Here is a 23,600-nt window from a genome sequence, read left to right on the forward strand (position 1 = left end):
CCCCGGCAAGAGGTCTTGGCAGACTGTGGCCGTCGGCCGGAGCCGCGGCGGACGCGCGAGGTACAGGAACGAGGAGAGACGGACGTGACGGGCTACCGCACCATCCGCGAGACCGAGAAGGCGGTCCGGGCCAAGCTCGGCGGCACCCCCGTCGAGTACGAGCAGATGGCCGCCGTATCGAACATCTACCGCGCGGCGTCGGCCGTCCGGCAGCACTTCGAGAACTCCGTGCTGCGGGGTGCCGAGCTGACGTGGACGTCGTTCGTGGTGCTTTACGTGGTCTGGATCTGGGGGGAGATGGAGACGCGGTACGTCGCCGAGGAGGCGGGCATCTCCAAGGGCACGCTGACCGGGGTCGCCCGCACGCTGGCGGGGCGCGGGCTCCTCGAACGCCGGGGACATCCCGACGACGGGCGGCTCGCGCTGCTGCGGCTCACGGGGGAGGGGGAGCGGCTGATGGAGAAGGTGTTCCCCGCCTTCAACGCGGAGGAGGCGTTCGTCGCCGACGGTCTGACGGACGAGGAGTGCAGGACCCTGGCGGATCTGCTGCGGAAGATCGTCGTGCAGACGGAGGAGAAGGGGGACGAGCGGAGGCTGGAACTCCTTGACGGGGCTGAGCCGGCTCCTCGCCGGAGTGGCAGGCGGGCCAAGGAGTAGGTCCCGTCCCGTGCCACGGAAGCCCGGTCAGCTGGGTCAGTCCGGTCAGCCCTCGCCGTCGGCGTCGTAGCGGGCCAGTACGGGACGACGTGGCGGGTTCCCCGTGCTCGTGGAGTTGTTGAAGATCGCTACGCCCGCCGCGAGGACGGTCCGGGTGCCGGGGATCAGTCGCGTCGTGGCGATGTCGAACGGCTGCTTGAAGTCGTACTTCCGCTTCGGCTTCGGCACTTCGGACGGCTCGGGCAGCCGGCCCGGGTCCCGCAGTTTGTGCACCTTCCCGCCCTTGGTACGGCGTGTCCGCGAGTCCAGGAGCAGCCCACCGGTTCCGTCGGGGACGGTCATGGCGGTCATGAAGGCCCGTCCGAGATCGGGAGCGCGCACTTTCCTCCATGCGGTGCCGTCACCGGTCAGCAGGATGCTCTCGTCGTCGGGCTCCTCGTCCACCTCGCCGTGGTTGAAGTCGTGGCGGCCGAGCGCCCAGAGACGGTCGCTCGCGGGGTCGTGGACGATGGTGTCGAGTGAGGCGGACGCCTCGGGCGGCACGGGGTCGGGGAAGCGGAACGAGGGGGTGTCGGACTGCTGCCAGGCGCCGTCCGCCCACCGGGCGGTGGCGGGCTGCGGGTAGCACTCCCCCTGACCGCACTCGGTGTCCACCGAACCGGCCACCCATACACGGGGGGTGCCGTCCTCGGCGGGCGCGGCGGCGAGAGCGGCGGCGCGGAAGGGGAGCGGGGGAACGTCCCAGCGTTTCCCGTCCCAGTGCACGACCTTGCCGTAGGAGCTGACCCACAGGTGCGCCCCCGAGGCCACGCACCAGGCGCCTTGCGTCTCCCCGCCCGACCATCGGCTGTCCCTGGTGTCCGGGGGATCGGGCAGCCGCTGCCACGACCCGCCTTTCCGGTGGAACACCGCGAGTTGTCCGCCCTGCCCCGTGTCCTGCCCTGTGTCCTGTCCCGTGTCCTGCCCTGTGCGCTGTGCGAGCCATATCTCGCCGGGCGCGCCCGCGGCCAGTGCCCAGGAGGATCCCCGTCCGCCCGCGATCAGTGCGTCGGGCGGTGCGGGCTCGCTCCATCGCTTCCCGTCCCAGTGCTCGAGGAACGGGGTGGAGGATTGCGTCTCCCGCGCCCCCAGCAGCCATACGTCGTCCCGCGACGTGACGGCGAGTGCGAGGTAGGAGGCGCTGTGCTCGGGCGAGAGATGCGTATAGCGCCAAGCCCCGCCCGTCGATCTGGCCGAAGCGGTGTCGGCGGCGGGCGGGGACTCGCCGAGCCGGGCCGCGTCGGTGGTGGACGGGCTCGGCGAAGGCTGTTTCTTCCCCTTCTCACCCGACTTCCCACCCGACTTGTCGTCCTTGGCGCAGCCGGTCAGCGCTGAGACCCCGGCGACAGCGGCGACAGCGGCCACGCCGATGAGCGTGCGCCGGGTGGGCAGGGAAGCGTTCATGCGCAACGACTGTAGTACCGGACCCACCGGCCCCACCGGCCCCACCGGCCAACAGGGTTCCCGCGGGACAGAAGATCTACTTGCGAACTTGGGGGCGGGGCGGGACCGGGGAGAGAGACGCCGCTCGAACCAGCGCCCCGAACAACCCCTGCTGGGCCGGATCCGACGCAGCCGTGTCCTCCGGGTGCCACTGGATGGCCGCGAACCACCCTGACCCATCGCGGAGTTCAAGCGCCTCCACCGTCCCGTCAGCCGCCCACGCCGTGGCCACGAGCCCCCGCCCGGTCACGTCCACGCACTGGTGGTGGAAGCAGGAGACGGACACCGGCTCCGCACCGCCCAGCGCCCGCGCCACCACCGAGCCGGACGCCACCCGCACGGGATGCACCACATGCCGATGCGCCCCCACCCCCGCCCCCGCTCCCTGTACCGCCCCCTCTGCCCCGGCCATGTCCTGCCGGAGCGTCCCGCCCAGCGCGACATTCACCACCTGCAGCCCCCGGCACACCGCCAGCAGAGGCAGGCCGCAGTTCAGCGCACACCGCGCGAGGGCGAGGTCGAACGCGTCCTGGGCGTCATCCACGTCGTACACGGCCCCGTGCACCTCGACGCCGCCCTCCGCGTACCGCCACGGCGCCAAGTCCCCGCCCCCCGGCAGCAGCAGCCCGTCGCAGCGGGCGAGCCGTGCCGCCGCTTCCCCCGGCGGGCCGGGCAGCATCATGAACGGCTCCCCGCCCGCGCGGAACACCGCCTCCGCCAACGCCCGCGCCGTCACCACGGCCTCGTACCGAAGTGCCGACGTCGAGGCCGCGAACCGTTGCGGCAGGCCGATCAGGGGACGTGGCCTCACAGCTGGATCCACGTCGTCTTCAGCTCCGTGTACTTCTCCACCGCGTGCACCGACTTGTCCCGCCCGTTCCCCGACTGCTTGTAGCCGCCGAACGGCACCGTCACGTCCCCCTCCTCGTAGCAGTTGACCCAGACCGTGCCCGCCCGCAGGCGCCGGGCCACCGTGTGCGCGGTCGACAGGTCCGAGGTCCACAGGCCTGCCGCGAGCCCGTACTCCGTGTCGTTGGCGAGCGCGACCGCCTCGTCGAGGGAGCCGAAGGTGAGGACGGAGAGGACCGGGCCGAAGATCTCCTCGCGGGCGAGCGGCATGTCCGGGGTGACCTGGTCGAAGACGGTCGGCGCGAAGTAGCTGCCGCCGGGCACGACTTCGCGCCGTACACCTCCTGCCCGCAGTCGCGCGCCGCCCTCCGCTCCCCGTCGTACGTGCTCCTGGACGGAGTCCGCCCGGGCCGCGCCCGCGAGCGCGCCCATCTCCGTGGCGGGGTCCAGCGGGTCGCCCACCCGCAGGGTGCCGGCCCGTTCCGCGACCGCCGCCGTCACCTCCTCCGCCACCGACTCGTGGACGAGGAGCCGCGAGGGCGCCGTGCACATCTCGCCCTGGTTGAAGAAGATGCCCCAGGCGGCGGTGGCTGCCGCCGCCGCGAGGTCGGGGGCGTCGGGCAGGATGACGTTGGGGGATTTGCCGCCCAGCTCCAGCCAGACGCGCTTGAGGTTGGAGTCGGCCGCGTAGCGGAGGAACTGGCGGCCCACCCCCGTGGAGCCCGTGAAGGCGAGTACGTCCACGTCCGGGTGGCGGCCCAGCGCGCGGCCCGTGGTCGGGCCGTCACCCGCGACGACGTTCAGGGCGCCGGGCGGCAGCCCCGCCTCGTCGGCGATCCGGCCGAGCAACAGGGCTGACAGGGGAGTGAGTTCAGAGGGTTTCAGGACCACCGTGCAGCCTGCCGCGAGCGCCGGGGCGACCTTCCAGGCCGCCAGTGTCAGCGGGAAGTTCCACGGGACCACCGCGCCGACCACGCCGGACGGCTCGCGCGTGACGAGGGCGAGCGCCTCGGGGTCGGTGTGCGGGGCGGTGTCGGTCAGCTTGTCGGCGAGCTGGCCGTACCAGCGGAAGGTGTTGGCCAGGGCGCGCAGCTCGATGGCGTACGACTCGGTGATCGGTTTGCCGTTCTCCAGGGTGACCGTGAGGGCGAGGGCGGAGCGGTGCTCTTCGACGAGAGCGGCGATCCGCAGCAGGGTCCGGCCCCGGTCGGCGGGGGAGAGGCGCGGCCAGGGGCCCGTGTCGAAGGCGCGGCGGGCGGCGGCGACCGCCAGGTCCACCTCCTTCTCGCCCGCGTCCGCGACCCGGGCGAGCGTGCGGCCGTCGCGCGGAGAGACGACGGGGAACGTGCTCCCCGAGCGGTCCGCGTCGGCGCCTGCGATGCGGTGCCGGGTGGGGAACGTGAGCGCTTCGGCCCGGTCTGTCCAGTCCTGGTGGCTGCTGGTGGCCAGGGTGTCGTCCGGCATGGAGGCCTCCCGAGGTACTTCGTTTGAGTTCAAACGGTAGCTGAACCGGGCGGTCCGATCGAGGGGTTGACCCCGCCGTCCCGGCGCTCCTAATGTTGTTTGGGTTCAAACGAACTGGAGGAAGTCATGGCTCCCCCCGCTCCCGCGCCCCCGGCGAATCCCCCCGATTCCCCGCCTCCCTCGGACTCCCCGCCTCCCTCGGATTCAGGGCCTCCCTGGCACACGGCGATCGTCGCCGGAGTCCCCGTCGACACCCGGCACTGGATCGGCGGAGAGCGCGTCGCCTCCGTCTCGGCCTCCGGGGTCGCGTCCCCCTCAGCCTCCGGGGCAGCGTCCAGCTCTGCCTCCGGGGCAGCGTCCGCCTCAGCCTCTGGGGCCGCCTCCGCCCCCGCCACCTTCACCGACCGCTCGCCCGTCGACGGCACCCCGCTCGCCGAGATCGCCCGCGGTGGCGCCGCGGAAGCCCGGGCAGCCGTGGCCGCCGCCCGCGAGGCCTTCCCCTCCTGGGCCGCCACCCCGCCCGCCGAGCGCGCCCGGCTGCTGCATGCCGTGGCCGACGGAGTCGAGGCCCGCACCGAGGAACTCGCCGCCGTCGAGACCGCCGACAACGGCGCACTCCTGCGCTCCCACCGCCGCGGCGTCATGCCCCGCGTCGCCCACAACCTCCGCTACTTCGCCGACCGCCTCCTCGCCCTCTCCCACGACGACTTCGAGACCAGGGGCCACACGAACCACGTGAGCTGGGACCCGGCGGGCCCTGCCGTACTCATCACGCCGTGGAACGCACCGCTGATGCTGGCCAGTTGGAAGATCGCGCCCGCGCTCGCCGCGGGGAGCACCGTCGTACTCAAGCCCGCCGAGTGGACGCCGCTGACCGCCTCGCTCTTCGCGGACATCGCACACGAGGCGGGGCTGCCGACCGGGGTCTTCAATGTGGTGCAGGGGTACGGAGCCGAGGTGGGCGAGCCCCTTGTCTCAGACCCCGACGTGCGCCGGATCAGCTTCACGGGGTCCGTGCCCACCGCCCGGCGGATCGCCGCGGCCTCGGCCGCGCACCTCGTGCCGTGCAGCTTCGAGCTCGGCGGCAAATCCCCGCTGCTCGTCTTCGCCGACGCGGACCCCGAGCTCGCTGCCGACCTCGCCGTCGAGCAGTTCGACAACGCGGGGCAGGTCTGCCTGGCCGCCACCCGCATCCTGGTCGAGGAGTCCGTAAGGGATGCGTTCCTCGGTCACTTTCTTGACCGGGTTACGAAGTTGACCCAGGGAGATCCGCGCGACGAGGTCACCGACGTCGGGCCCAACATCCACCCCCGGCACGTCGAGCGCGTCGACGGATTCGTGCGGCGCGCCCTGGACGCGGGCGCGAAAGCCGTCACCGGCGGCGGACGCAACACCGCCCTCGGCGGCAACTACTACCTCCCCACGCTCCTCACCGACGTCGCGCAGGACTCCGAGATCGTGCAGGAAGAGGTCTTCGGGCCCGTCCTCACTCTCCAGACCTTCCCCGACGGCGACGAGGACGAGGCCGTACGCCTCGCCAACGGCACCCGCTTCGGCCTCGCCGCCACCCTTGCCACCGGCGACCGCGAACGCGCCGACCGGATCAGCGCGCGGCTCGTCGCCGGCACGGTCTGGGTCAACTGCTTCTTCGTACGCGACCTTTCCGCACCCTTCGGCGGCTCCCGTGATTCCGGGATCGGGCGCGAGGGCGGCGACTGGTCCTTCGACTTCTACTGCGACCTGAAGAACACCGTGACCGCTCCGAAGGGATGGGCCCGCCATGGGTGAGATCGTCGGGGCGGGGCTCCTCGCCCACGTGCCCACCATCGTGCTGCCCGAAGAGACCCGCAAAGAGCTCAACGAAGGCCGCGAGATCAGCCTCGTCCCCGGACTGCGGCGGCTGCGCGAAGAGGTCTTCGAGAGCATCGACCACGACACCGTCGTCGTCCTCGACTCGCACTGGGCCACCACGGTCGAGTTCGTCGTCTCCTCGCACGCGCGCCGCGCCGGACTCTTCACCTCGGAGGAGCTGCCGCGCGGCATGTGCAGGATGCCGTACGACTATCCGGGAGACCCCGAACTGGCGGACTCCATCGTGGAGTTCGCCGACCGGCACGAGACCTGGATCACCCCGATCGACGACCCGTTCCTGCCGGTCCACTACGCCACGATCAACCTCTGGAAGTACCTGGGCGAGGGCCTCCCGGACAAGAAGTGGCTCTCGATCGGCGTCTGCCAGACCGGCGACACCGAGGACCACCTGCGGCTCGGCCGCGCACTCGCCGACGGGATCGCCGCGCTGCCCGACCGCAAGGTCCTGCTCATCGCGTCCGGCGCGCTCTCGCACACCTTCTGGCCGCTGCGGCAGCTGCGCGCCCACGAGTCGAGCGAGCCGTCCCACATCCGCACGCCCGAGGCGCGGGCCGCCGACGAGCGGCGCATCGCCTGGCTCGAAGCCGGCGACCACGCGGAAGTCCTGCGCACCATGCCGGAGTTCCTCACCCACAAGCCCGAGGCACGCTTCGGCCACTACCTGATGATGATCGGTGCTCTCGGAGAAGAGCAGTGCTCCGCACCCGGGCGCGCCTTCAGCGACTACGAGAACTCGGTCGGCACCGGCCAGATGCACCTGTGGTTCGACCGCCCCGCCGAGGGCTGGACGGGCACGCCCGCCGAACATGCCGCTCACGCCGAGAGTGAGGCCACCCTCGTATGACGAATACCGTCGAATACCGCCGCATCCTCCTCGAAGGCGCCGTGGCCCGGGTCGTGCGGGAGGGGGACGAGCTGGTCGCGGCCGACGGCCGCCGCGTGAAGGCGTCGGAGGCGCACCACCTGCCTCCCGTGGTCCCCTCCAAGGTGGTCGCCGTCCACCTCAACCACCGCAGCAGGGTCGAGGAGTTCGGCGTAAGCCTGCCGCCCGCGCCCACCTACTTCCACAAGCCCGTATCGGCGCTGAACGCGCACGGCGGCGCGGTCGTCCGCCCCGAGGGCTGCAAGTACCTCAACTATGAGGGCGAGATCGGCATCGTCATCGGCCGCACCTGCCGCAACGTCGCCCCCGCCGACGCGGGCGCGTACATCGCGGGCTACACCGTCGCCAACGACTACGGACTGCACGACTTCCGCGACACCGACGCCGGTTCGATGCTCCGGGTCAAGGGCTCCGACACGCTCTGCCCGCTGGGTCCGGGCCTCGTCACCGGGTGGGACTTCCACTCCAAGTACCTGCGGACCTACGTCAACGGCGAGCTCGTACAGGACGGCTCGACGGACGAGATGCGGTGGGACATGCACTACCTCGTCGCCGACATCGCCCGCACGATCACGCTGGAGCCGGGCGACGTGCTCCTGTCCGGCACCCCCGCGGGCTCCCGGCCCGTCCGGCCGGGAGATGTCGTCGAGGTCGAGGCCGAGGGACTCGGCCGCCTCACGAACCGCATCGTCACCGGCCCCACGGCCATCCGCACCGACGTCGGCGCGCAGCCCACGGAGTCCGAGGAGGTCGTCTCGACGGCCTTCGGGGGCGACTGGGAGTTCCGCGGCCAGCGGCCTCCCCGCCGCTGAACCCCCCACTGCTGAAGGAGTTCACATGCTCAAGGTGACCGTCGACCTGGACGTCTGCCAGGACCACGGACAGTGCGTCTTCGCCGCACCGGACGTCTTCAAGCTCGACGAGGACGGGCATCTCGCGTACGCCGAAACGCCCGACGAAGCCCTGCGCGCCGATGTCGAGGACGCCGCCGACGTCTGCCCGCTCCAGGCCATCCGGATCGAGGGCTGACCCGCCGTGGCCTCACCAGGGACGGCCGGATCGGCGGGAATCGCCGTCGTCGGCGCGTCGCTCGGCGGCTTGCGCGCGGCCGAGCAACTGCGCGCGGCGGGGTGGCAAGGGACGATCACGGTGTACGGGGACGAGCCCCATCTCCCGTACAACCGGCCCCCGCTGTCCAAGGAGGTTCTCGCGGGCGAGGCCCCCGCCGCCGTCACGGCGCTGCGCCGGCGCCCCAGCGTCGACGACGTGGAATGGCGGCTCGGCAGGGCGGTCGAGTCCGCCGACCTGGCCGCGCGCACGCTCACCCTGGCCGACGGTTCGGTCCACGGGTACGAGGGCCTGGTGGCCGCTACAGGGGTGCGGCCACGCAGGCTTCCCCTGGCCGGGGTGGCCGGGGGCCCGCCGCGGCACGTCGTACGGACGCTTGAGGACTCGGCGGCGCTGCGTACCGAACTTGCCGAGGGCGTACGGGTCCTTGTGATCGGCTCGGGGTTCATCGGCTGCGAGGTGGCCGCCACGGCCCGCAAGGCGGGCTGCGAGGTGACGGTCGTCGCACCGGAGGCCGAGCCGATGATGCTCGCGGTGGGGGCCGAGCCCGGCCGGGTGCTGCGACGGCGGCACGAGGCGCGGGGGGTGCGGTTCCGGATGGGGCGGCTCGTCGCCGAGCTGACGGCCGGGGGTGCGGTGCTCGACGACGGCAGCGCGTGCGCGGCCGACGTCGTCATCGAGGCGGTCGGTTCGCTGCCGAACGTGGAGTGGCTGGGGGTGTCGCAGAGGGCCGCGGGCCAGGATGCCGGGGGCCTCGACCTGACGGACGGCATCCTCTGCGACGCGCATCTGCGGATCGGGGGGCTCGCGCACGCGGTGGCCGTGGGGGACGTGGCGCGCTTCCCGAACCCCCGCTACGGGACGCTCGCGCGGCGGGTCGAGCACTGGTCGATGCCTTCGGACTGCGCGCGGCATGCGGCGCGGGTGCTGGTGGCGGGGCTCGGGGACGGGACCGGGACCGGGGTCGGGGTCGGGGTCGGGGCCGGCGGTAGTGGGGACGGGGGGCACAGCCTGGCGCCGTTCGCGCCGCTGCCGTCCTTCTGGAGCGATCAGTTCGATGTGCGGGTGCAGTCGTTCGGGCTGCCGGGGGTGGGGGAGGAGGTCCGGCTGCTTGCGGGGGAGCCCGATGCGGGGGACGGGAAGGGCGAGGCGGATGTGGTCTACGGCTACTACCGGGAGGACCGGATGGTCGGGGTGGTCGCCCTGGGTGGAACCAGGGCGGCGGCCCTGGCGGGGCGCTATCGGGGGGAGCTGATGGCGCTGCCCGAGGAGGCCGGGAAAACGGCGGTGTTCTGATGGTCGCCGCAGATCTGGCCGGAACACCGTCCCTCCGTCGGAGCACGCGAAAGACCCTGCCGACGACCCCTGTCCCGCTGTACCGCTCAGGTGGAGGTCGCAGCCCCGCATCCGTCTCGAACCGCGTCCGGATGCTGACATCCGGCCGCTTCAAACGGCGTGATTCTCGCCACCCCTGATAGGGCTTGCGCTCAGATGAGCGGATCAAGAGCGACTGCACTTCTCCAAGGGGTGGCACTCAGTGCCACTGCTCGATCATTCATGACGTGAACTCACATCTGAGAATCTCACGCTCATCTGAGCGAATCGCAGGTTCTACGGGGGTGGACCCTTCAAGAGTTGAACGAATAATCTCCGGACCGGCTACCGCTCAGTTACTTTCGATCTACTGGCGGACGGGTGGTTACAGCCGTATGACGCGCAAGTGGACGTACCCAGGTGCCTTCGATCTGGGTATGTTCCTCGCCGTCAGGGCAGCCACCGAGTCCTCGAGGAGTCGAGACCCGTGTCGGAAAACAAAGATTCCCACGTAGCGCAGAACGACGCGAGCAATGCGAACGACGCGAGCGACGCGGCCGTGAAGTTCGTTTATGACTTCACCGAGGGCAACAGGGGCCTCAAGGACCTTCTCGGCGGCAAGGGCGCGAACCTCGCCGAGATGACCAACCTCGGGCTGCCCGTCCCTCCGGGCTTCACGATCACCACTGAGGCCTGCAAGACCTACCTCGCCAGCGGCGAGGAGCCGGCCGAGCTGCGCGACGAGGTCAGTGCGCACCTCGACGCCCTCGAGAAGAAGATGGGCAAGAAGCTCGGTCAGGCCAATGACCCGCTGCTCGTCTCGGTCCGCTCGGGCGCCAAGTTCTCGATGCCCGGCATGATGGACACCGTCCTGAACATCGGGCTCTCCGACAAGTCGGTGACGGGCCTGGCCAAGCAGTCCGGCGACGACCGCTTCGCGTGGGATTCCTACCGCCGCCTCATCCAGATGTTCGGCAAGACCGTCATGGACGTCGACGGCGAGCTCTTCGAGGACGCCCTCGAAGCGGCGAAGGCCGCCAAGAAGGTCAAGGTCGACACCGACCTGGAGGCCGGCGACCTGAAGAAGCTGGTCACGAAGTTCAAGAAGATCGTCAAGACCGAGGCCGGGCGCGACTTCCCGCAGGACCCGCGCGAGCAGATGGACCTCGCGATCCGCTCGGTCTTCGAGTCGTGGAACACCGACCGCGCCAAGCTCTACCGCCGCCAGGAGCGCATCCCCGGCGACCTGGGCACGGCCGTCAACATCTGCTCCATGGTCTTCGGCAACCTCGGCCCGGACTCCGGCACGGGCGTCGCGTTCACCCGCGACCCGGCCAGCGGCCACCAGGGCGTCTACGGCGACTACCTGACGAACGCGCAGGGCGAGGACGTGGTGGCGGGCATCCGCAACACCGTCGCGCTCGCCGATCTGGAGCAGATCGACAAGAAGTCGTACGACCAGCTCATGCAGATCATGGAGACCCTCGAAACGCACTACAAGGACCTGTGCGACATCGAGTTCACCATCGAGCGCGGCCAGCTGTGGATGCTGCAGACCCGCGTCGGCAAGCGCACCGCCGGTGCCGCCTTCCGCATCGCGACGCAGCTCGTCGACCAGGGCCTGATCGACGAGGCCGAGGCGCTCCAGCGCGTCAACGGCGCCCAGCTCGCGCAGCTGATGTTCCCGCGCTTCGACGAGGACGCCAAGGTCGAGCAGCTGGGCCGCGGTATCGCCGCGTCACCCGGTGCCGCGGTCGGCAAGGCGGTCTTCGACTCGTACACCGCCATCAAGTGGTCGCGTTCGGGCGAGAAGGTCATCCTGATCCGCCGTGAGACCAACCCCGACGACCTCGACGGCATGATCGCGGCCGAGGGCATCCTCACCTCGCGCGGCGGCAAGACCTCGCACGCCGCCGTCGTCGCCCGCGGCATGGGCAAGACGTGCGTCTGCGGCGCCGAGGAGATCGAGGTCGACACCAAGCGGCGGCGCCTGACCGCGGCCGGCGGTGTGGTCGTCGAGGAGGGCGACGTCGTCTCCATCGACGGCTCGACGGGCAAGGTCTACCTGGGCGAGGTGCCCGTGGTCCCCTCGCCGGTCGTCGAGTACTTCGAGGGCCGGATGCACGCGGGTGCCGACGACGCCGACGAGCTGGTCGGCGCCGTGCACCGGATCATGGCGTACGCGGACCGGGTGCGCCGTCTGCGTGTCCGCGCCAACGCGGACAACGCCGAGGACGCGCTGCGGGCCCGCCGCTTCGGCGCCCAGGGCATCGGCCTGTGCCGCACCGAGCACATGTTCCTCGGTGAGCGCCGCGAAATGGTCGAGCGACTGATCCTCGCCGACGCGGACGAGGAGCGCGAGAAGGCCCTGGAGGAGCTCCTGCCGCTCCAGAAGCGCGACTTCGTGGAGCTCTTCGAGGCGATGGACGGCCTGCCGGTCACCGTCCGCCTCCTGGACCCGCCGCTGCACGAGTTCCTCCCGGACATCACGGAGCTCTCGGTCCGTGTCGCCCTCGCGGAATCCCGCAAGGACAACAACGAGAACGACCTGCGCCTGCTCCAGGCCGTGCACCGCCTGCACGAGCAGAACCCGATGCTGGGCCTGCGCGGCGTACGCCTGGGCCTGGTGATCCCCGGCCTGTTCACCATGCAGGTACGGGCTATCGCCGAGGCCGCGGCCGAGCGCAAGACTGCCAAGGGCGACCCGCGTGCGGAAATCATGATTCCGCTCGTCGGCACGGTCCAGGAGCTGGAGATCGTCCGCGAGGAGGCCGAGCAGGTCATCGCGGAGGTCGAGGAGACGACCGGCGTGGCGCTGAAGCTGGCGCTCGGCACCATGATCGAGCTGCCGCGTGCCGCGCTCACGGCGGACCAGATCGCGGAGGCCGCCGAGTTCTTCTCCTTCGGCACGAACGACCTCACGCAGACGGTCTGGGGCTTCTCGCGCGACGATGTGGAGGCTTCGTTCTTCACCGCGTACCTGGAGAAGGGCATCTTCGGTGTCTCCCCGTTCGAGACCATCGACAAGGACGGCGTGGGCAAGCTGGTGAAGGACGCGGTCAAGGCCGGCCGCGCCACCCGCCCCGACCTGAAGCTCGGCGTCTGCGGCGAGCACGGCGGCGACCCGGAGTCGGTGCACTTCTTCCACGAGGTGGGCCTGGACTACGTTTCCTGCTCCCCGTTCCGCATCCCGGTGGCCCGCCTGGAGGCGGGGCGCGCCGCCTCGGAGTCGGCGGGCAGCGACCACCGGTAGATCTCCGGGGCCGACGCCGTGTCCCCGACCCTCACCGATGCGGCGTCGGCTCCGGTTCACCAGGAAGGGGCAGCTCCCTGTGCGGGGGAGCTGCCCCTTCGGGCGTTCGCTGGGGAGCCGGCTGAGGTTGCGATGCGCGTGGGCACTTCACCCCATGCGGCTCATCCGGGTGTGTAGTCCCAGAAGCAGTAGGCGCACGCGCCACGTCCTTCTCCGGTGGCCTCGGCCAGCACGACACGACGCCGAGGGTGAGTCTCCATGCCCATATCCATTGCGTACTCCTGCCCTTCCTCCAGGGCCTTGCAGGCCGGAGAGCGATGGAAGACCGCGCCCCCGGCCGTGATGTAGACGAACTTGACGAGGCCCTCGGGGACAGAAGCACAGTCCACGCACTGCTGGACAACTAAGTCGTGCATGCATCGCTGGTCCATGCCAGCAGGCTAGTCGGGCGGTCTGACAAGACCACCGAGCCCGCTCGCTTCCGGAGCGGATCCGGGGCACCGGACTCAGGCGTGCCGGTTGAGCACCAGCGCGTCGTACAGCGGTGAGTCGGTGAACGGCAGCACCGCGCCGAGGTACTCGTACCCCCACGCCTCATACAGGGCACGCACCTTGCTCGTACCACCCGTACTCCCGCTCACGGCGTGACGCCAGGACCGGGTCCGCCCCGCCGCAAGGCGAAAGCGCAGGGGGCCTGAATACTGGCGTCTCCTGCAGGTACGGATGAGGAGTACGGCAAGTGACCGGCGACAACCGTGTAGACCCGCCTCGCTTCGGCAGTGAACGCGAAACGCTGCGGGCCTTTCTCGACTACCACCGCGCCACGCTCGCCATGAAGTGCGAGGGGCTCGCCGACGAGGAGTTGCGGCAGCAGTCCATGCCGCCGTCCACGCTCTCGCTGCTGGGTCTGGTGCGGCACATGGCGGAGGTGGAGCGGGCCTGGTTCCGTCGCGTGTTCGACGACAATGACGCGCCCATGCTCTGGTCCGAAAAGGTTGACTTCCAGGCGGCTTACGACGCGAGCGACTCGACCAGGGGCGAGGCGTTCGCCGCCTGGGAGGCCGAGGTGGAGAACTCGCGGCGCATCGAGCGGGCGGCCGACTCCTTTGAGCGGACCGGGTACCAGCCGCGGTGGGGTAAGGACGTGTCGCTGCGGATGGTCATGGTGCATGTGCTCATGGAGTACGGCCGCCATAACGGGCATGCGGACTTTCTGCGCGAGGGCGTGGACGGGGCGGTGGGGGCCTGACCCCGCGGGCCGAAGCGTCAGTGGTACGTAAAGGAGCGCGGGCGAGGAGTATGCGCTCCGTCAACGCCGGTGACTTGGGCGGGAGTCCGGCTTACCGTGCCGGACATGGGACTTGGCGGGGATGGCTGCGGTGTCGTGGTTGACCGGCGTTGGCGGGCCGATGTGCGGGCCGCCTGCTTCTGTGCGCTGGCCCTCTTTGTGCTGGTCGATCTCGTCGATCTGGGCAACGGCACGTTGAACGCGCTCCGGGGCGTGCTGTGGGCGGGGCTTTCTGGGCTGTTCTATCTGGTCCTGCATCCGGTACGGGTCACTGCGGGGCCGGGGTGGCTCGTAGTGCGGGGGCTGTTGCGGCGTCGGCATGTGTGTACGGGGCTGTTGACCGCCGTGCGGTACAGCGAGGGGATCGCGGCGCGGCTCGTGCTGTGTGACTCGCTCGGGAATCGGGTGGAGGTCGATCCCCGGGTGCTCGCGGAGAACCCGTTGCTCCTGCACCGGCTGGATTCGGGCGCGCGGGACGCGCGGGCGTGCGGGCTGCTGCGGACCGGTTCCGAAGTGCTCGGGCGCCTCTCGGCCCGGCTTGACGGGGATGCGGCCAAGGGGGTTTTCGAGGTGTCCGGGTTGCGGTGACACGTCACGGCCGAGCCGGGCGGCTCCGGCTCCGGCTCGGCTCCCCCTGAACCTCAGCCCCGCAACGCTCCGTACTCCACCCCCGTCAGCCCCACCGACGCCGCCCAGAGCCGTTCGCTCGCCGTGTCGTTCAGGGTCCATTTGGCTCGCCATGACTTGCCCGGCGCCCCCTGCCAGCCCAGCACGCGCGGGCCCGTGAAGGAGTCCGGGCGGACGCCCCGTGCCGTGGCCGCGTACAGCGTCGGGAGTGCGCCCGCGGTCGCGGGCTGGGCCAGGACGCGGTTGCCCAGCCACATCACGCGTTCGGCGACCTTGCGGCCCTCCATCCTGGGCGCGGCGGCCTGGAGGTTCGTCTCCGCGTAACCGGGGTGGGCCGCGGCGGCCACGATGCCGGAGCCGCGGGCCGCCAGACGCCGGGCCAGTTCGTGGACGAAGAGGAGGTTCGCCGTCTTGGAGCGGCCGTAGGCGATCCAGCGGCGGTAGCTTCGCGCGCTGTTGAGGTCGCCCATGTCGATATTCGCCAGGACGTGGAACGCGCTGGACACGGTCACGATCCGCGCTCCCGGCGTCCGGAGAAGCCGCGGCAGCAGCAGTCCGGTGAGCGCGAAGTGGCCCAGGTGGTTGACACCGAACTGCGTCTCGAAGCCGTCCGCCGTCTGCCCGTACGGCAGCGCCATCACGCCCGCGTTGTTGACGAGGAGGTCGAGGCCCTCTCCCTCGCCGTCACGGTCGTACGCCGCCGCGAACTCCCGTACCGATCTCAGGTCCCCGAGGTCGAGGCGCCGGAACTCCGCCTCTGCGGACGGTACTTCGGACCGCAGTTGCTCCAGCGCCCGCGTCCCCCGCTCCACGCTTCGGCAGGCGAGGACCACGCGCGCGCCACGGCGTGCGAGTTCGCGTGCGGTGACGTAGCCGATGCCGCTGTTGGCGCCGGTGACCACGGCCGTGCGGCCGCTCTGGTCGGGTATGTCGCTCGCGTTCCAGCCCGTCATGACACAGCTCCCTCTGCCTGCCTTCCAAGTGGGCCCACGCCTCTTCCTACCCGAGAGTAGGGGGTGTGAGTCCGGGGCCGGGAGGACGGGAGTCAGGCTGCCGCGCCCCCGTCGATCACCAGGTCCGCCCCCACCACCGACGCCGATTCGTCGGATGCGAGGTAGAGGACGGCGGCGGCCACCTCCTCGGTCGACGACACGCGGCCCAGCGGCGTCGCCGTCTTCATGCGCTCCGCTCGCTCGGCCTCGCCCTCGCCCGGACGCAGCGACATGGTGGTGTCGGACGATCCGGGGCTCACCGCGTTGATCCGCACCCCTTCGCCGATGTACTCGACGGCGGCGCCCTTGGTCAGTGCGGAGACGGCAGCCTTGGTGACGCCGTAGCCGATGGTGCCCGGCAGGCTGGTGTGGGCGCCGAGGTTGGAGGAGATGTTGACGATCGCCCCGCCGCCGGGCTGCGTACGCATCTGCTTCACCTCGGCCTGGAGGGCGAGCAGCACGCCCGTGACGTTGATGTCGAGCATCGTCCGCCACTCCACCTCGGGCAGCTCCGCGACCGGCTGTCCCGCGCGCAGGACGCCCGCGTTGTTGACGGCCACGTCCAGGGAGCCGAACCGTTCGACGGTGGCGTCGACGAGCGCCGCGAGGTCGGCGGAGCGCGAGACGTCCGCGGTGACGGCGAGAGCCGTGCCGCCCGCGTCCTCGATGAGGCCGACCGTCTCCTTGAGCGGGCCCTCGCTCCGCCCGGCGACCACGACGTTCGCGCCCTCGGCGGCGAAGGCGAGCGCCATGGCACGGCCGAGGCCGGAGCCGCCGCCGGTGACGAGGGCCGTGCGGTTGGCGAAACGGGTACGCGTCGCCGGAGCCGATGCAGTCATGAGTGGACTCTTTTCTTGAACGTTTCTTGAACGATCGGTTCAGTATTAGGGCATGAAAAAGGAGGCCGAGGGTGCGTCGGAATGTCAGTCGAGCAGGCTCAGCGCCTGCTCCGTCGCGTCCCGCAGCCGCGCCCCGTCCTTCGATGCCTTGCCGACCACGCGAAGGCCCTGCATCAGGGTCAGCAGCATGCGGGCGAGGGCGAGCGGATCACGGTCCTGCGGGAGCTCGCCCTGCGCCTGTGCGCGGGCGAGCGCGGAGTGCAGCAGCGTCTCCATGTACTCCCAGCTGCGCTCCACGGAGCGGGCGGCCGACTCGTCGTGCGGGCCCAGTTCGGCGGCCGTATTGGTGATGAAACAGCCGTTCAGGCGGCCCTCGTCGGACGATGCCTCGCCGCCGAAACGGCGCACCACCGCACGGACGGCGGGGAGTGCGGGGCCCGGCTGCGAGAGCTCGGTGAGCAGGCGCGGGTTCTGGAGTCCGGCGTACCGCTCGAGCGCCTTCAGGTACAGCTCGTGCTTGTTGCCGAACGTCGCGTAGATGCTGGCGCGGCCGATGCCGAGCTCCTCGACGAGGTCCGCCATCGACGTCGCCTCGTAGCCGCGCCGCCAGAACAGCTCTAGGGCCGACTGGAGCGCGGCGTCCGGATCGAATTCCTTGGTCCTGGCCACGAGGTGAGAGTAAGCAATACTAGAACAGTCGGTCAAGTACTCTTCATTGGGTCGCCAGCCGGTTCGCCAGCCGGTTCGCCTGCCGGTCCGCCAGCCGGATCGCTAACCGCATCGCTCAAGCGAGGCGGACCGCATGCGTCTCCACCGTCACCGAGTCATCGTCCAGGCACCGCCCCGTCTCCAGGTCGAACCGCTGCTTCAGGAGCGGCGACGCGACGAACGGCCGGCCCGCCGCCGCGCCGAGCAGCCCGCGCGAGAGCACCGCCGCTCCCGTGAACGGGTCACGGTTGTCGATCGCGTACGCGCGCCCCTCGCGGTCGATGAAGAGCGCGGCCTGGCGGCCGTCGGGGAGCAGTGCGGCGATACCGCGTCCCGGCTGCAGGTGCGCGCGGTCGCAGACCTCGAACCAGTTGTCTTCCAGGCGGAGTTGAATGCTCATCAGGATGCAGCACCTTCCAGGTCGCGGGGGCGGGAGCCGATGGTGAGGAGAGGCAGGTCCGGCTTGATCTGGTCCCGTTCCGGGACGAAGCTCACGGTCGGGTCCGGGACGTCCGGCGCGTTCACGAAGGACACGAACCGCGACAGGCGCTCGGGGTCGTTGATGGTCTCGGACCATTCGTCGCGGTAGTGCGCGACGTGGTCGGCCATCAGGGCCTCCAGCTCGGAGCAGAGGCCGAGCGAGTCGTGGACGACCACGTCACGCACGTGATCGAGGCCGCCCTCGATCCGCTCCAGCCAGGTCGACGTGCGCTCCAGGCGGTCCGCCGTACGGATGTAGAACATCAGGAACCGGTCGATGAGGCGCACCAGTTCGGCGTCGGACAGGTCCTGGGCGAGCAGGTCCGCGTGGCGCGGGGTCGCGCCGCCGTTTCCGCCCACGTACAGGTTCCAGCCGCTCGACGTGGCGATCACACCGAAGTCCTTGGACTGGGCCTCCGCGCACTCGCGGGCGCAGCCGGAGACCGCCGACTTCAGCTTGTGCGGGGAGCGCAGGCCCCGGTAGCGCAGCTCCAGGTCGATCGCCATCCGGACCGAGTCCTGTACGCCGTAACGGCACCAGGTCTGTCCCACGCACGACTTCACCGTACGGAGAGACTTGCCGTACGCGTGACCCGACTCGAAGCCCGCGTCCACCAACCGCGTCCAGATCAGCGGCAGTTGTTCGACGCGCGCCCCGAACATGTCGATGCGCTGGCCACCCGTGATTTTGGTGTAGAGGCCGAAGTCCCGTGCCACCTCGCCGATCACGATCAGCTTGTCCGGGGTGATCTCGCCGCCGGGGATGCGCGGCACCACCGAATAGGAGCCGTTCTTCTGGAGGTTGGCGAGGAAGTGGTCGTTGGTGTCCTGGAGGGAGGCCTGCTCGCCCTCCAGGACGTAGCCGTCGGCGCCGATCGTCGGGGCGAGCGAGGCGATGATCGAACCGACCGTCGGCTTGCAGGTCTCGCAGCCCTCGGTGCCGCGCGCCGACTCACGCCCGTGCGTGTCCAGGAGCCGCCGGTAGGAGGTGATGCCCAGGGTGTGGACGATCTCGTACAGCTCCTGGCGGGTCTGGCCGAAGCAGCCGCACAGGCCCTTGTCGACCTCGACGCCCGACGCCTCCAGCTCGTCGTTGACCAGCTGGCCGAGCACCTTCACGCAACTGCCGCAACCCGTACCGGCCTTGGTGCACTTCTTGACCTCGGGCACGGTCGTGCAGCTGTGCTCGGTGACGGCGCCGCGGATCGTGCCCTTGGTGACGTTGTGGCAGGAGCAGATGACCGCGGAGTCCGGCAGCGAGGACGGGCCGAGCGCCACCGGGCCGCCCGCGCCCGCGGGAAGGACCAGCTGCTCCGGCGAGACCGGCGGCACGCTGCCGGTCAGCGGCCGCAGAACGCCGTACGCCTCCGCGTCGCCGACCAGGACACCGCCGAGCAGCTCGCCGCCCGGGCCGATGACCAGCTTCTTGTACGTTCCCGAGCGCGAGTCGGAGTAGACGACGTCCAGGCAGTCCGGGGTCGCGCCGTGCGCGTCGCCGAAGGAGGCGACGTCCACGCCGAGGAGCTTCAGCTTGGTGGAGAGGTCGGCGCCGGTGAAGCTCGACTCCTCCGTGGCGATCGAGGCGGCGACGGTCTCCGCCATCTCGTAGCCGGGCGCGACGAGGCCGTACACCCGGCCGTCCGACGCCAGGGCGCACTCGCCGATCGCGTACACGGCCGGGTCGCTGGTGCGGCACTGCTCGTCGACGGTGATGCCGCCGCGCTCGCCCACGGACAGGCCGCAGTCGCGGGCGAGTTGGTCGCGGGGCCGGACACCGGCGGAGAACACCACCAGATCGGTGGCGAGTTCTTGGCCGTCCGACAGTTTCATGCCGCTGACGGCGCCTTCGGTGGCGACGATCTCCTGGGTACCGACGCCCGTGTGCACGGTCAGGCCCATGCCGGTGATGGTGCGCAGGAGCGCCGCGCCGCCGCCCTCGTCCACCTGCACCGGCATCAGGCGCGGCGCGAACTCCACGACGTGCGTGTCGAGTCCGAGCCCGCGCAGCGCGCCGGCGGCCTCAAGGCCGAGCAGCCCGCCGCCCACGACGGCGCCGGTCGTGGCGTACGTCTTCGCGTACTCCTCGATGGCGAGCAGGTCCTCGATGGTGCGGTAGACGAAACAGCCGGTGGTGTCCTTGCCCGGCACCGGCGGCACGAAGGGGAAGGAGCCGGTCGCCAGGACCAGGGTGTCGTAGGCGAAGCTCTGCCCGGAGCGCGCGGTGACGGTCTTCGCCTCGCGGTCGACGGTCTCGGCCGGGTCGCCGACGTACAGCTCGATCCCGTGCCGCTCGATGAACTCCGGGTCGGTGAGGGAGAGGTCGTCGGGCGTGCGGCCCGCGAAGTACGAGGTGAGCTGGACGCGGTCGTACGCGGGACGCGGCTCCTCGCACAGGACGACCACGCGGTGCGTGGCGGTGAGGCCGCGTGCGGCGATGGCTTCGAGGAAGCGCTGGCCGACCATGCCGTGTCCGACCAGCACGATGGTGTTGTCGTGCGCGCTGTGGCGGGGGCGGGGGGTGTCCGTGGGCATCTCAGAGGCCTCCGTCGGTGGTGAGCAGGTGGAGCAGGGGGCTGCCGTCGTCGGGCAGCTGGTCGTCGGACTCCCAGGCGCGGGCGAGCGCGCCGACGGCGGTGAGCTCGCCGAGCAGTACGCCGCCGACGAGGCGGTCACCGCGCACGATGACCTTGCGGTACGTGCCGCGCGTCGCGTCCGCGAGCTGGACGACGTCGTCGTCGGGCCGGTGCTCGGGGTCGCCGAAGGCCGCCAGGTCCAGAGGAGCGGAGCCGGGGCGGCCGTTGTGCAGGGTGAGGCGGGTGAGGGCGCGGGTGCCGGAGTAGGGGCGCGCGTTCTGCGGGGAGAGCAGGGAGTCCGCGAGGGCGTCGGCCTGTTCCAGCGCGGGCGCGGCGAGGCAGCGGGCCTCGCCGGAGTGCTCGGCGCAGTCGCCGATGGCGCGGATGTGCGGGTCGGAGGTGCGCAGCTCGTCGTCCACGACGATGCCGCGGCGTACGTCGAGTCCGGCGGCCTGCGCGAGTCCCGTACGGGGGCGGACGCCGCAGGCGAGGACGGTGAGGTCGGTGCCGAGGACGTAGCCGTCGGCGAGCTCCACCGAGCGGATGACGCCGTCCGCCTGCCGCACGCCGCGCACGCGGCACTCGGTGTGGATCTCCACTCCGAGTTCGGTGAGATGCCGGTGGACCAGCGCGCTTGCGGCCGGGTCGAGCTGGCGCTCCATGAGGCGGTCGCCCTGCTGGGTGAGGACGACCTGGGCGCCGCGGGCCGCGAGCGCGCGGGCGGCCGATACGCCGAGGAGGCCGCCGCCGATGACTACTGCGCGGGTGCCCTCTCCGGGCCGTACGGCCTCGGACAGGGCGAGGCAGTCGTCCATCGTCCTGAAGGCGTGCACGCCCTTGGGGAGTTCGGTGGCGCCGGGCTCGAAGAGGCCGCGCAGGGGCGGGAGCACGGGGTTCGAGCCCGTCGCGAGTACGAGGGTGGTGTACGGGACGACGCTGCCGTCCGCGCAGTGCACGAGCCGGTCCGCGCGGTCCACGCGGACGGCGCGGGTGCGCAGGTGCTCGCCGGGGGCGGGGGGCAGCTCGATGACCTCCGGGCCGTAGCGGCCCGCGAGGACGTCGGCGAGGAGTACGCGGTTGTACGGTGCGTGCGGCTCGTCGCCGATGAGGACGGGGCCGGGGTTGTCGCCGCTGCCGGCGCCGCCTGCGCCGAGCCGCTGGGCCAGGCGGACGCCCGCCAGGCCGCTGCCGATGACCACCACGCGGGGCGGGGTCGCGGGGCTCGGGGTCGAAGAGGTCATGTACGGCAGCGTGCGGGGGCGGTGTTACCCGACCGCATCCTGACTGTTTCCCTCGGGCAACGCTGCCCTCAGCGGGCGCCGGGGCCGGATGTGAGGGGCGGCCGGGATCTTGGGGGGTGCCCCGCGTCCGGGCCTGGACGAACGAGCCTCTCCCTCCCACCCGCCCGATTGCCCCGCATCCAGCCCTTGGGGAACCTGCGGCTTAACCCGCCTTGAGGCGATCCTCAAGAGGGGCTTAAGGATCTGTTGTAAGCGTCTGACCAGCCAGTTTTGGAGGCGCCCCGCGCCTAGTCTGCGGCGGTGACCAGCGATGTAGCCGACTCCCGACTTGCCGCGTATCCCGCGCTGTCCGCGTATCTGCGGCAGACGGACGGGATGGAGGTTCCGCCGATGCCGGTGATGCCTCCCCGGATCCCGCGTACCCCGCGTACCCCGCGTACCCCGCGGGTCCGGACCGCCACCCCCGTCCCCCCGGTCCGCGTCACCCCCGCCGCCCTGCGGGGCGGGATCCTCGGCGTGGGTCTCGCCGTCATCGCCCTGTGGGCCGTGCAGGCCGAACCCTCGGCCCGGCTCGACGTGCTCTTCGCGACCGGCGCCCACCTCACCGGGCTGCTCGCGGGGTACGGAGTCCTCGTCATGCTCTTCCTGATGGCCCGCGTCCCCGCGGTCGAGCACGGCGTCGGCGCCGACCGGCTCGCCCGGCTGCACGCCCTCGGCGGTCGTTACGTACTGACCCTGTGCCTGGGCCACGCCCTGCTCGCCCTGTGCGCTTACGCCGCCCACGCCGACGCCGACCTCCTCAGCGCCGCCGTCGACCTGCTCGGCTATCCGGGGCTCGCCCTCGCCGCCGCCGGGACCGCGCTGCTCATGGCCGTCGGCGTCACGTCGGCGCGTGCTATGCGGCGCCGCGTCCCGCACGAGACGTGGCGGGCCGTGCATCTGCTGACCTACCTCGGTGTGGCGCTCGCCTTCGTGCACCAGCTCGCCGGTCCTGACGTGGCGGGCAGCATCCTGACCGTGTGGGTGTGGTCGATGCTGCACGCCACGGTGGCGGTGCTGCTCGTCTGGTACCGCGTCGTCGTGCCCGTGCGGCAGGCGCTCAAGCACAGCCTGCGCGTCATCGACGTACGCGACGAAGGGCCCGGTGTCGTGTCGGTCCTCGTGCAGGGCATCGGGCTCGACGAGCTGCGGGCCGAACCCGGCCAGTTCTTCCGCTGGCGCTTCCTGCGGCGCAGGCTCTGGCGCACCGCGCTGCCGTTCTCGCTGTCCGCGCCCGTGCGCGACGACACCCTGCGGATCACGGTGAAGGCCATCGGCGATCACACCCGGCGGATGCGGCGCCTGAAGCCGGGGACGCGGGTGCTCGCCACGGGGCCCTTCGGGGCGCTGACCGCTCACCGGCGTACGCGGCGGAAAGTGCTGCTGCTCGCGGGCGGCGTCGGGATCACCCCGATGCGGGCGCTGTTCGAGACGCTGCCCGGCGGGCCCGGCGACATCACCCTGCTCTACCGGGCGGGCAGCGCCGAACAACTTGTGCTGCGCGACGAGCTGGAGAAGATCGCCCGGAGCCGGGAAGCGGGGCTGCACTATCTGCTCGGACGGTCCGACGCCGCCTTCGACCCGCTCGCCCCGCAGGCCCTGCGCAACCTGATCCCGGACCTCGCCGAGCACGACGTGTATCTGTGCGGGCCGCCCGGCATGACCGCCGCCGCCACCGCCGCGCTCGAACGGGCCGGGGTGCCGCAGGAACGCATCCACGCCGAGTGCTTCACCTTCTGAGAGGGCCGAGCTGACATGGGACGTCACCGCAGACCCGCAGCCCCGGCCAAGGGCCCCACGCTGCAGGCCCGCCGCAAGCTGGCGACGGGCCTCGCCGGAGCGAGCGCGCTGGTCGCCACGGTCCTCGCCCTGACGGTCGACCCGGCGGCGCCACCGGCGCCGGATCGCATCCCGGCCGGAGTTCCGGCACCTCAGGCGGCGCCGTAGGGGATGAGACGGGACATGACACCC

The 23,600-nt window shown here is 71.3% G+C and carries 22 protein-coding genes; 11 read left to right on the plus strand and 11 right to left on the minus strand.

Annotated features, from left to right (window positions below):
- The first annotated feature begins 84 nt into the window (after positions 1 to 84).
- Complete coding sequence (locus ACWFR3_RS04440) at positions 85 to 657, plus strand: MarR family winged helix-turn-helix transcriptional regulator (protein ID WP_453733041.1); 573 nt, start codon at positions 85 to 87, stop codon at positions 655 to 657.
- Positions 658 to 702: 45 nt separating this feature from the next.
- Here ACWFR3_RS04440 and ACWFR3_RS04445 read toward each other — a convergent pair whose 3' ends face one another.
- The 3 genes from ACWFR3_RS04445 to ACWFR3_RS04455 all read right to left on the minus strand — a co-directional run bounded on the left by ACWFR3_RS04445 (position 703) and on the right by ACWFR3_RS04455 (position 4,452).
- Positions 703 to 2,100 (minus strand): hypothetical protein, encoded by a 1,398-nt coding sequence (locus ACWFR3_RS04445; RefSeq protein WP_453733042.1) that lies wholly within the window; start codon positions 2,098 to 2,100, stop codon positions 703 to 705.
- Positions 2,101 to 2,176: 76 nt separating this feature from the next.
- Positions 2,177 to 2,950, minus strand: coding sequence for a gamma-glutamyl-gamma-aminobutyrate hydrolase family protein (locus ACWFR3_RS04450; RefSeq protein WP_453733043.1), 774 nt, complete (start codon positions 2,948 to 2,950; stop codon positions 2,177 to 2,179).
- Positions 2,947 to 4,452, minus strand: coding sequence for an aldehyde dehydrogenase (locus ACWFR3_RS04455; protein ID WP_453733044.1), 1,506 nt, complete (start codon positions 4,450 to 4,452; stop codon positions 2,947 to 2,949). The genes ACWFR3_RS04450 and ACWFR3_RS04455 overlap by 4 nt, the downstream gene beginning before the upstream one ends.
- A 126-nt stretch (positions 4,453 to 4,578) precedes the next feature.
- On the opposite strand from ACWFR3_RS04455, the gene ACWFR3_RS04460 reads away from it, so the two are divergent.
- The 6 genes from ACWFR3_RS04460 to ppdK all read left to right on the plus strand — a co-directional run bounded on the left by ACWFR3_RS04460 (position 4,579) and on the right by ppdK (position 12,842).
- The gene (locus ACWFR3_RS04460) at positions 4,579 to 6,240 is read left to right on the plus strand and encodes an aldehyde dehydrogenase (protein WP_453733045.1); all 1,662 of its coding nucleotides are present in this window, start codon (positions 4,579 to 4,581) and stop codon (positions 6,238 to 6,240) included.
- Complete coding sequence (locus ACWFR3_RS04465; protein WP_453733046.1) at positions 6,233 to 7,168, plus strand: 3,4-dihydroxyphenylacetate 2,3-dioxygenase; 936 nt, start codon at positions 6,233 to 6,235, stop codon at positions 7,166 to 7,168. The genes ACWFR3_RS04460 and ACWFR3_RS04465 overlap by 8 nt, the downstream gene beginning before the upstream one ends.
- Positions 7,165 to 8,019 carry a fumarylacetoacetate hydrolase family protein gene (locus ACWFR3_RS04470; protein WP_453733047.1) on the plus strand — a complete coding sequence of 285 codons (855 nt, stop codon included), beginning with the start codon at positions 7,165 to 7,167 and terminating at the stop codon, positions 8,017 to 8,019. Before ACWFR3_RS04465 ends, ACWFR3_RS04470 begins: the two co-directional genes overlap by 4 nt.
- A gap of 25 nt (positions 8,020 to 8,044) precedes the next feature.
- Positions 8,045 to 8,236 carry a ferredoxin gene (locus tag ACWFR3_RS04475; protein WP_453733048.1) on the plus strand — a complete coding sequence of 64 codons (192 nt, stop codon included), beginning with the start codon at positions 8,045 to 8,047 and terminating at the stop codon, positions 8,234 to 8,236.
- A gap of 6 nt (positions 8,237 to 8,242) precedes the next feature.
- Positions 8,243 to 9,571 (plus strand): NAD(P)/FAD-dependent oxidoreductase, encoded by a 1,329-nt coding sequence (locus ACWFR3_RS04480; protein ID WP_453733049.1) that lies wholly within the window; start codon positions 8,243 to 8,245, stop codon positions 9,569 to 9,571.
- Between the two features lie 505 nt (positions 9,572 to 10,076).
- Complete coding sequence (gene ppdK / locus ACWFR3_RS04485) at positions 10,077 to 12,842, plus strand: pyruvate, phosphate dikinase (RefSeq protein WP_453733050.1); 2,766 nt, start codon at positions 10,077 to 10,079, stop codon at positions 12,840 to 12,842.
- A 161-nt stretch (positions 12,843 to 13,003) separates the two neighbouring features.
- Here ppdK and ACWFR3_RS04490 read toward each other — a convergent pair whose 3' ends face one another.
- Both ACWFR3_RS04490 and ACWFR3_RS04495 read right to left on the minus strand, forming a co-directional pair.
- Positions 13,004 to 13,258: a hypothetical protein gene (locus tag ACWFR3_RS04490; RefSeq protein WP_453733051.1), complete on the minus strand. Its 255-nt coding sequence runs from the start codon at positions 13,256 to 13,258 to the stop codon at positions 13,004 to 13,006.
- 90 nt (positions 13,259 to 13,348) lie between these two features.
- Positions 13,349 to 13,483 carry a hypothetical protein gene (locus tag ACWFR3_RS04495; protein ID WP_453733052.1) on the minus strand — a complete coding sequence of 45 codons (135 nt, stop codon included), beginning with the start codon at positions 13,481 to 13,483 and terminating at the stop codon, positions 13,349 to 13,351.
- Positions 13,484 to 13,581: 98 nt separating this feature from the next.
- On the opposite strand from ACWFR3_RS04495, the gene ACWFR3_RS04500 reads away from it, so the two are divergent.
- Positions 13,582 to 14,091, plus strand: a complete 510-nt coding sequence (locus ACWFR3_RS04500; RefSeq protein WP_453733053.1) for a DinB family protein — start codon at positions 13,582 to 13,584, stop codon at positions 14,089 to 14,091.
- A 105-nt stretch (positions 14,092 to 14,196) separates the two neighbouring features.
- Positions 14,197 to 14,718, plus strand: coding sequence for a hypothetical protein (locus ACWFR3_RS04505; RefSeq protein WP_453733054.1), 522 nt, complete (start codon positions 14,197 to 14,199; stop codon positions 14,716 to 14,718).
- 53 nt (positions 14,719 to 14,771) lie between these two features.
- Here the strand turns inward: ACWFR3_RS04505 and ACWFR3_RS04510 are convergent, their stop codons facing one another.
- From ACWFR3_RS04510 to ACWFR3_RS04535, 6 genes are all read right to left on the minus strand, one after another.
- Positions 14,772 to 15,710, minus strand: coding sequence for an oxidoreductase (locus ACWFR3_RS04510; protein ID WP_453733055.1), 939 nt, complete (start codon positions 15,708 to 15,710; stop codon positions 14,772 to 14,774).
- Positions 15,711 to 15,802: 92 nt separating this feature from the next.
- Entirely contained in the window at positions 15,803 to 16,588 is a 786-nt protein-coding gene (locus tag ACWFR3_RS04515; protein ID WP_453733056.1) for an SDR family NAD(P)-dependent oxidoreductase, read from the minus strand.
- An 84-nt stretch (positions 16,589 to 16,672) separates the two neighbouring features.
- Positions 16,673 to 17,257, minus strand: a complete 585-nt coding sequence (locus ACWFR3_RS04520) for a TetR/AcrR family transcriptional regulator (RefSeq protein WP_453733057.1) — start codon at positions 17,255 to 17,257, stop codon at positions 16,673 to 16,675.
- A 115-nt stretch (positions 17,258 to 17,372) separates the two neighbouring features.
- A complete protein-coding gene (nirD, locus tag ACWFR3_RS04525; protein ID WP_453733058.1) occupies positions 17,373 to 17,696 on the minus strand; it encodes a nitrite reductase small subunit NirD in 324 nt (107 codons plus the stop codon).
- Positions 17,696 to 20,308: a nitrite reductase large subunit NirB gene (nirB, locus tag ACWFR3_RS04530; RefSeq protein ID WP_453733059.1), complete on the minus strand. Its 2,613-nt coding sequence runs from the start codon at positions 20,306 to 20,308 to the stop codon at positions 17,696 to 17,698. The genes nirD and nirB overlap by 1 nt, the downstream gene beginning before the upstream one ends.
- A 1-nt stretch (position 20,309) precedes the next feature.
- Positions 20,310 to 21,590, minus strand: coding sequence for an NAD(P)/FAD-dependent oxidoreductase (locus ACWFR3_RS04535; protein WP_453733060.1), 1,281 nt, complete (start codon positions 21,588 to 21,590; stop codon positions 20,310 to 20,312).
- A 300-nt stretch (positions 21,591 to 21,890) separates the two neighbouring features.
- On the opposite strand from ACWFR3_RS04535, the gene ACWFR3_RS04540 reads away from it, so the two are divergent.
- Together ACWFR3_RS04540 and ACWFR3_RS04545 are read left to right on the plus strand one after the other, a co-directional pair.
- Positions 21,891 to 23,369 carry a ferredoxin reductase family protein gene (locus ACWFR3_RS04540; protein WP_453733061.1) on the plus strand — a complete coding sequence of 493 codons (1,479 nt, stop codon included), beginning with the start codon at positions 21,891 to 21,893 and terminating at the stop codon, positions 23,367 to 23,369.
- A gap of 15 nt (positions 23,370 to 23,384) precedes the next feature.
- Positions 23,385 to 23,576, plus strand: a complete 192-nt coding sequence (locus ACWFR3_RS04545) for a hypothetical protein (RefSeq protein WP_453733062.1) — start codon at positions 23,385 to 23,387, stop codon at positions 23,574 to 23,576.
- Positions 23,577 to 23,600: the final 24 nt, after the last annotated feature.

The organism is Streptomyces sp. NPDC055189 (assembly GCF_053606765.1).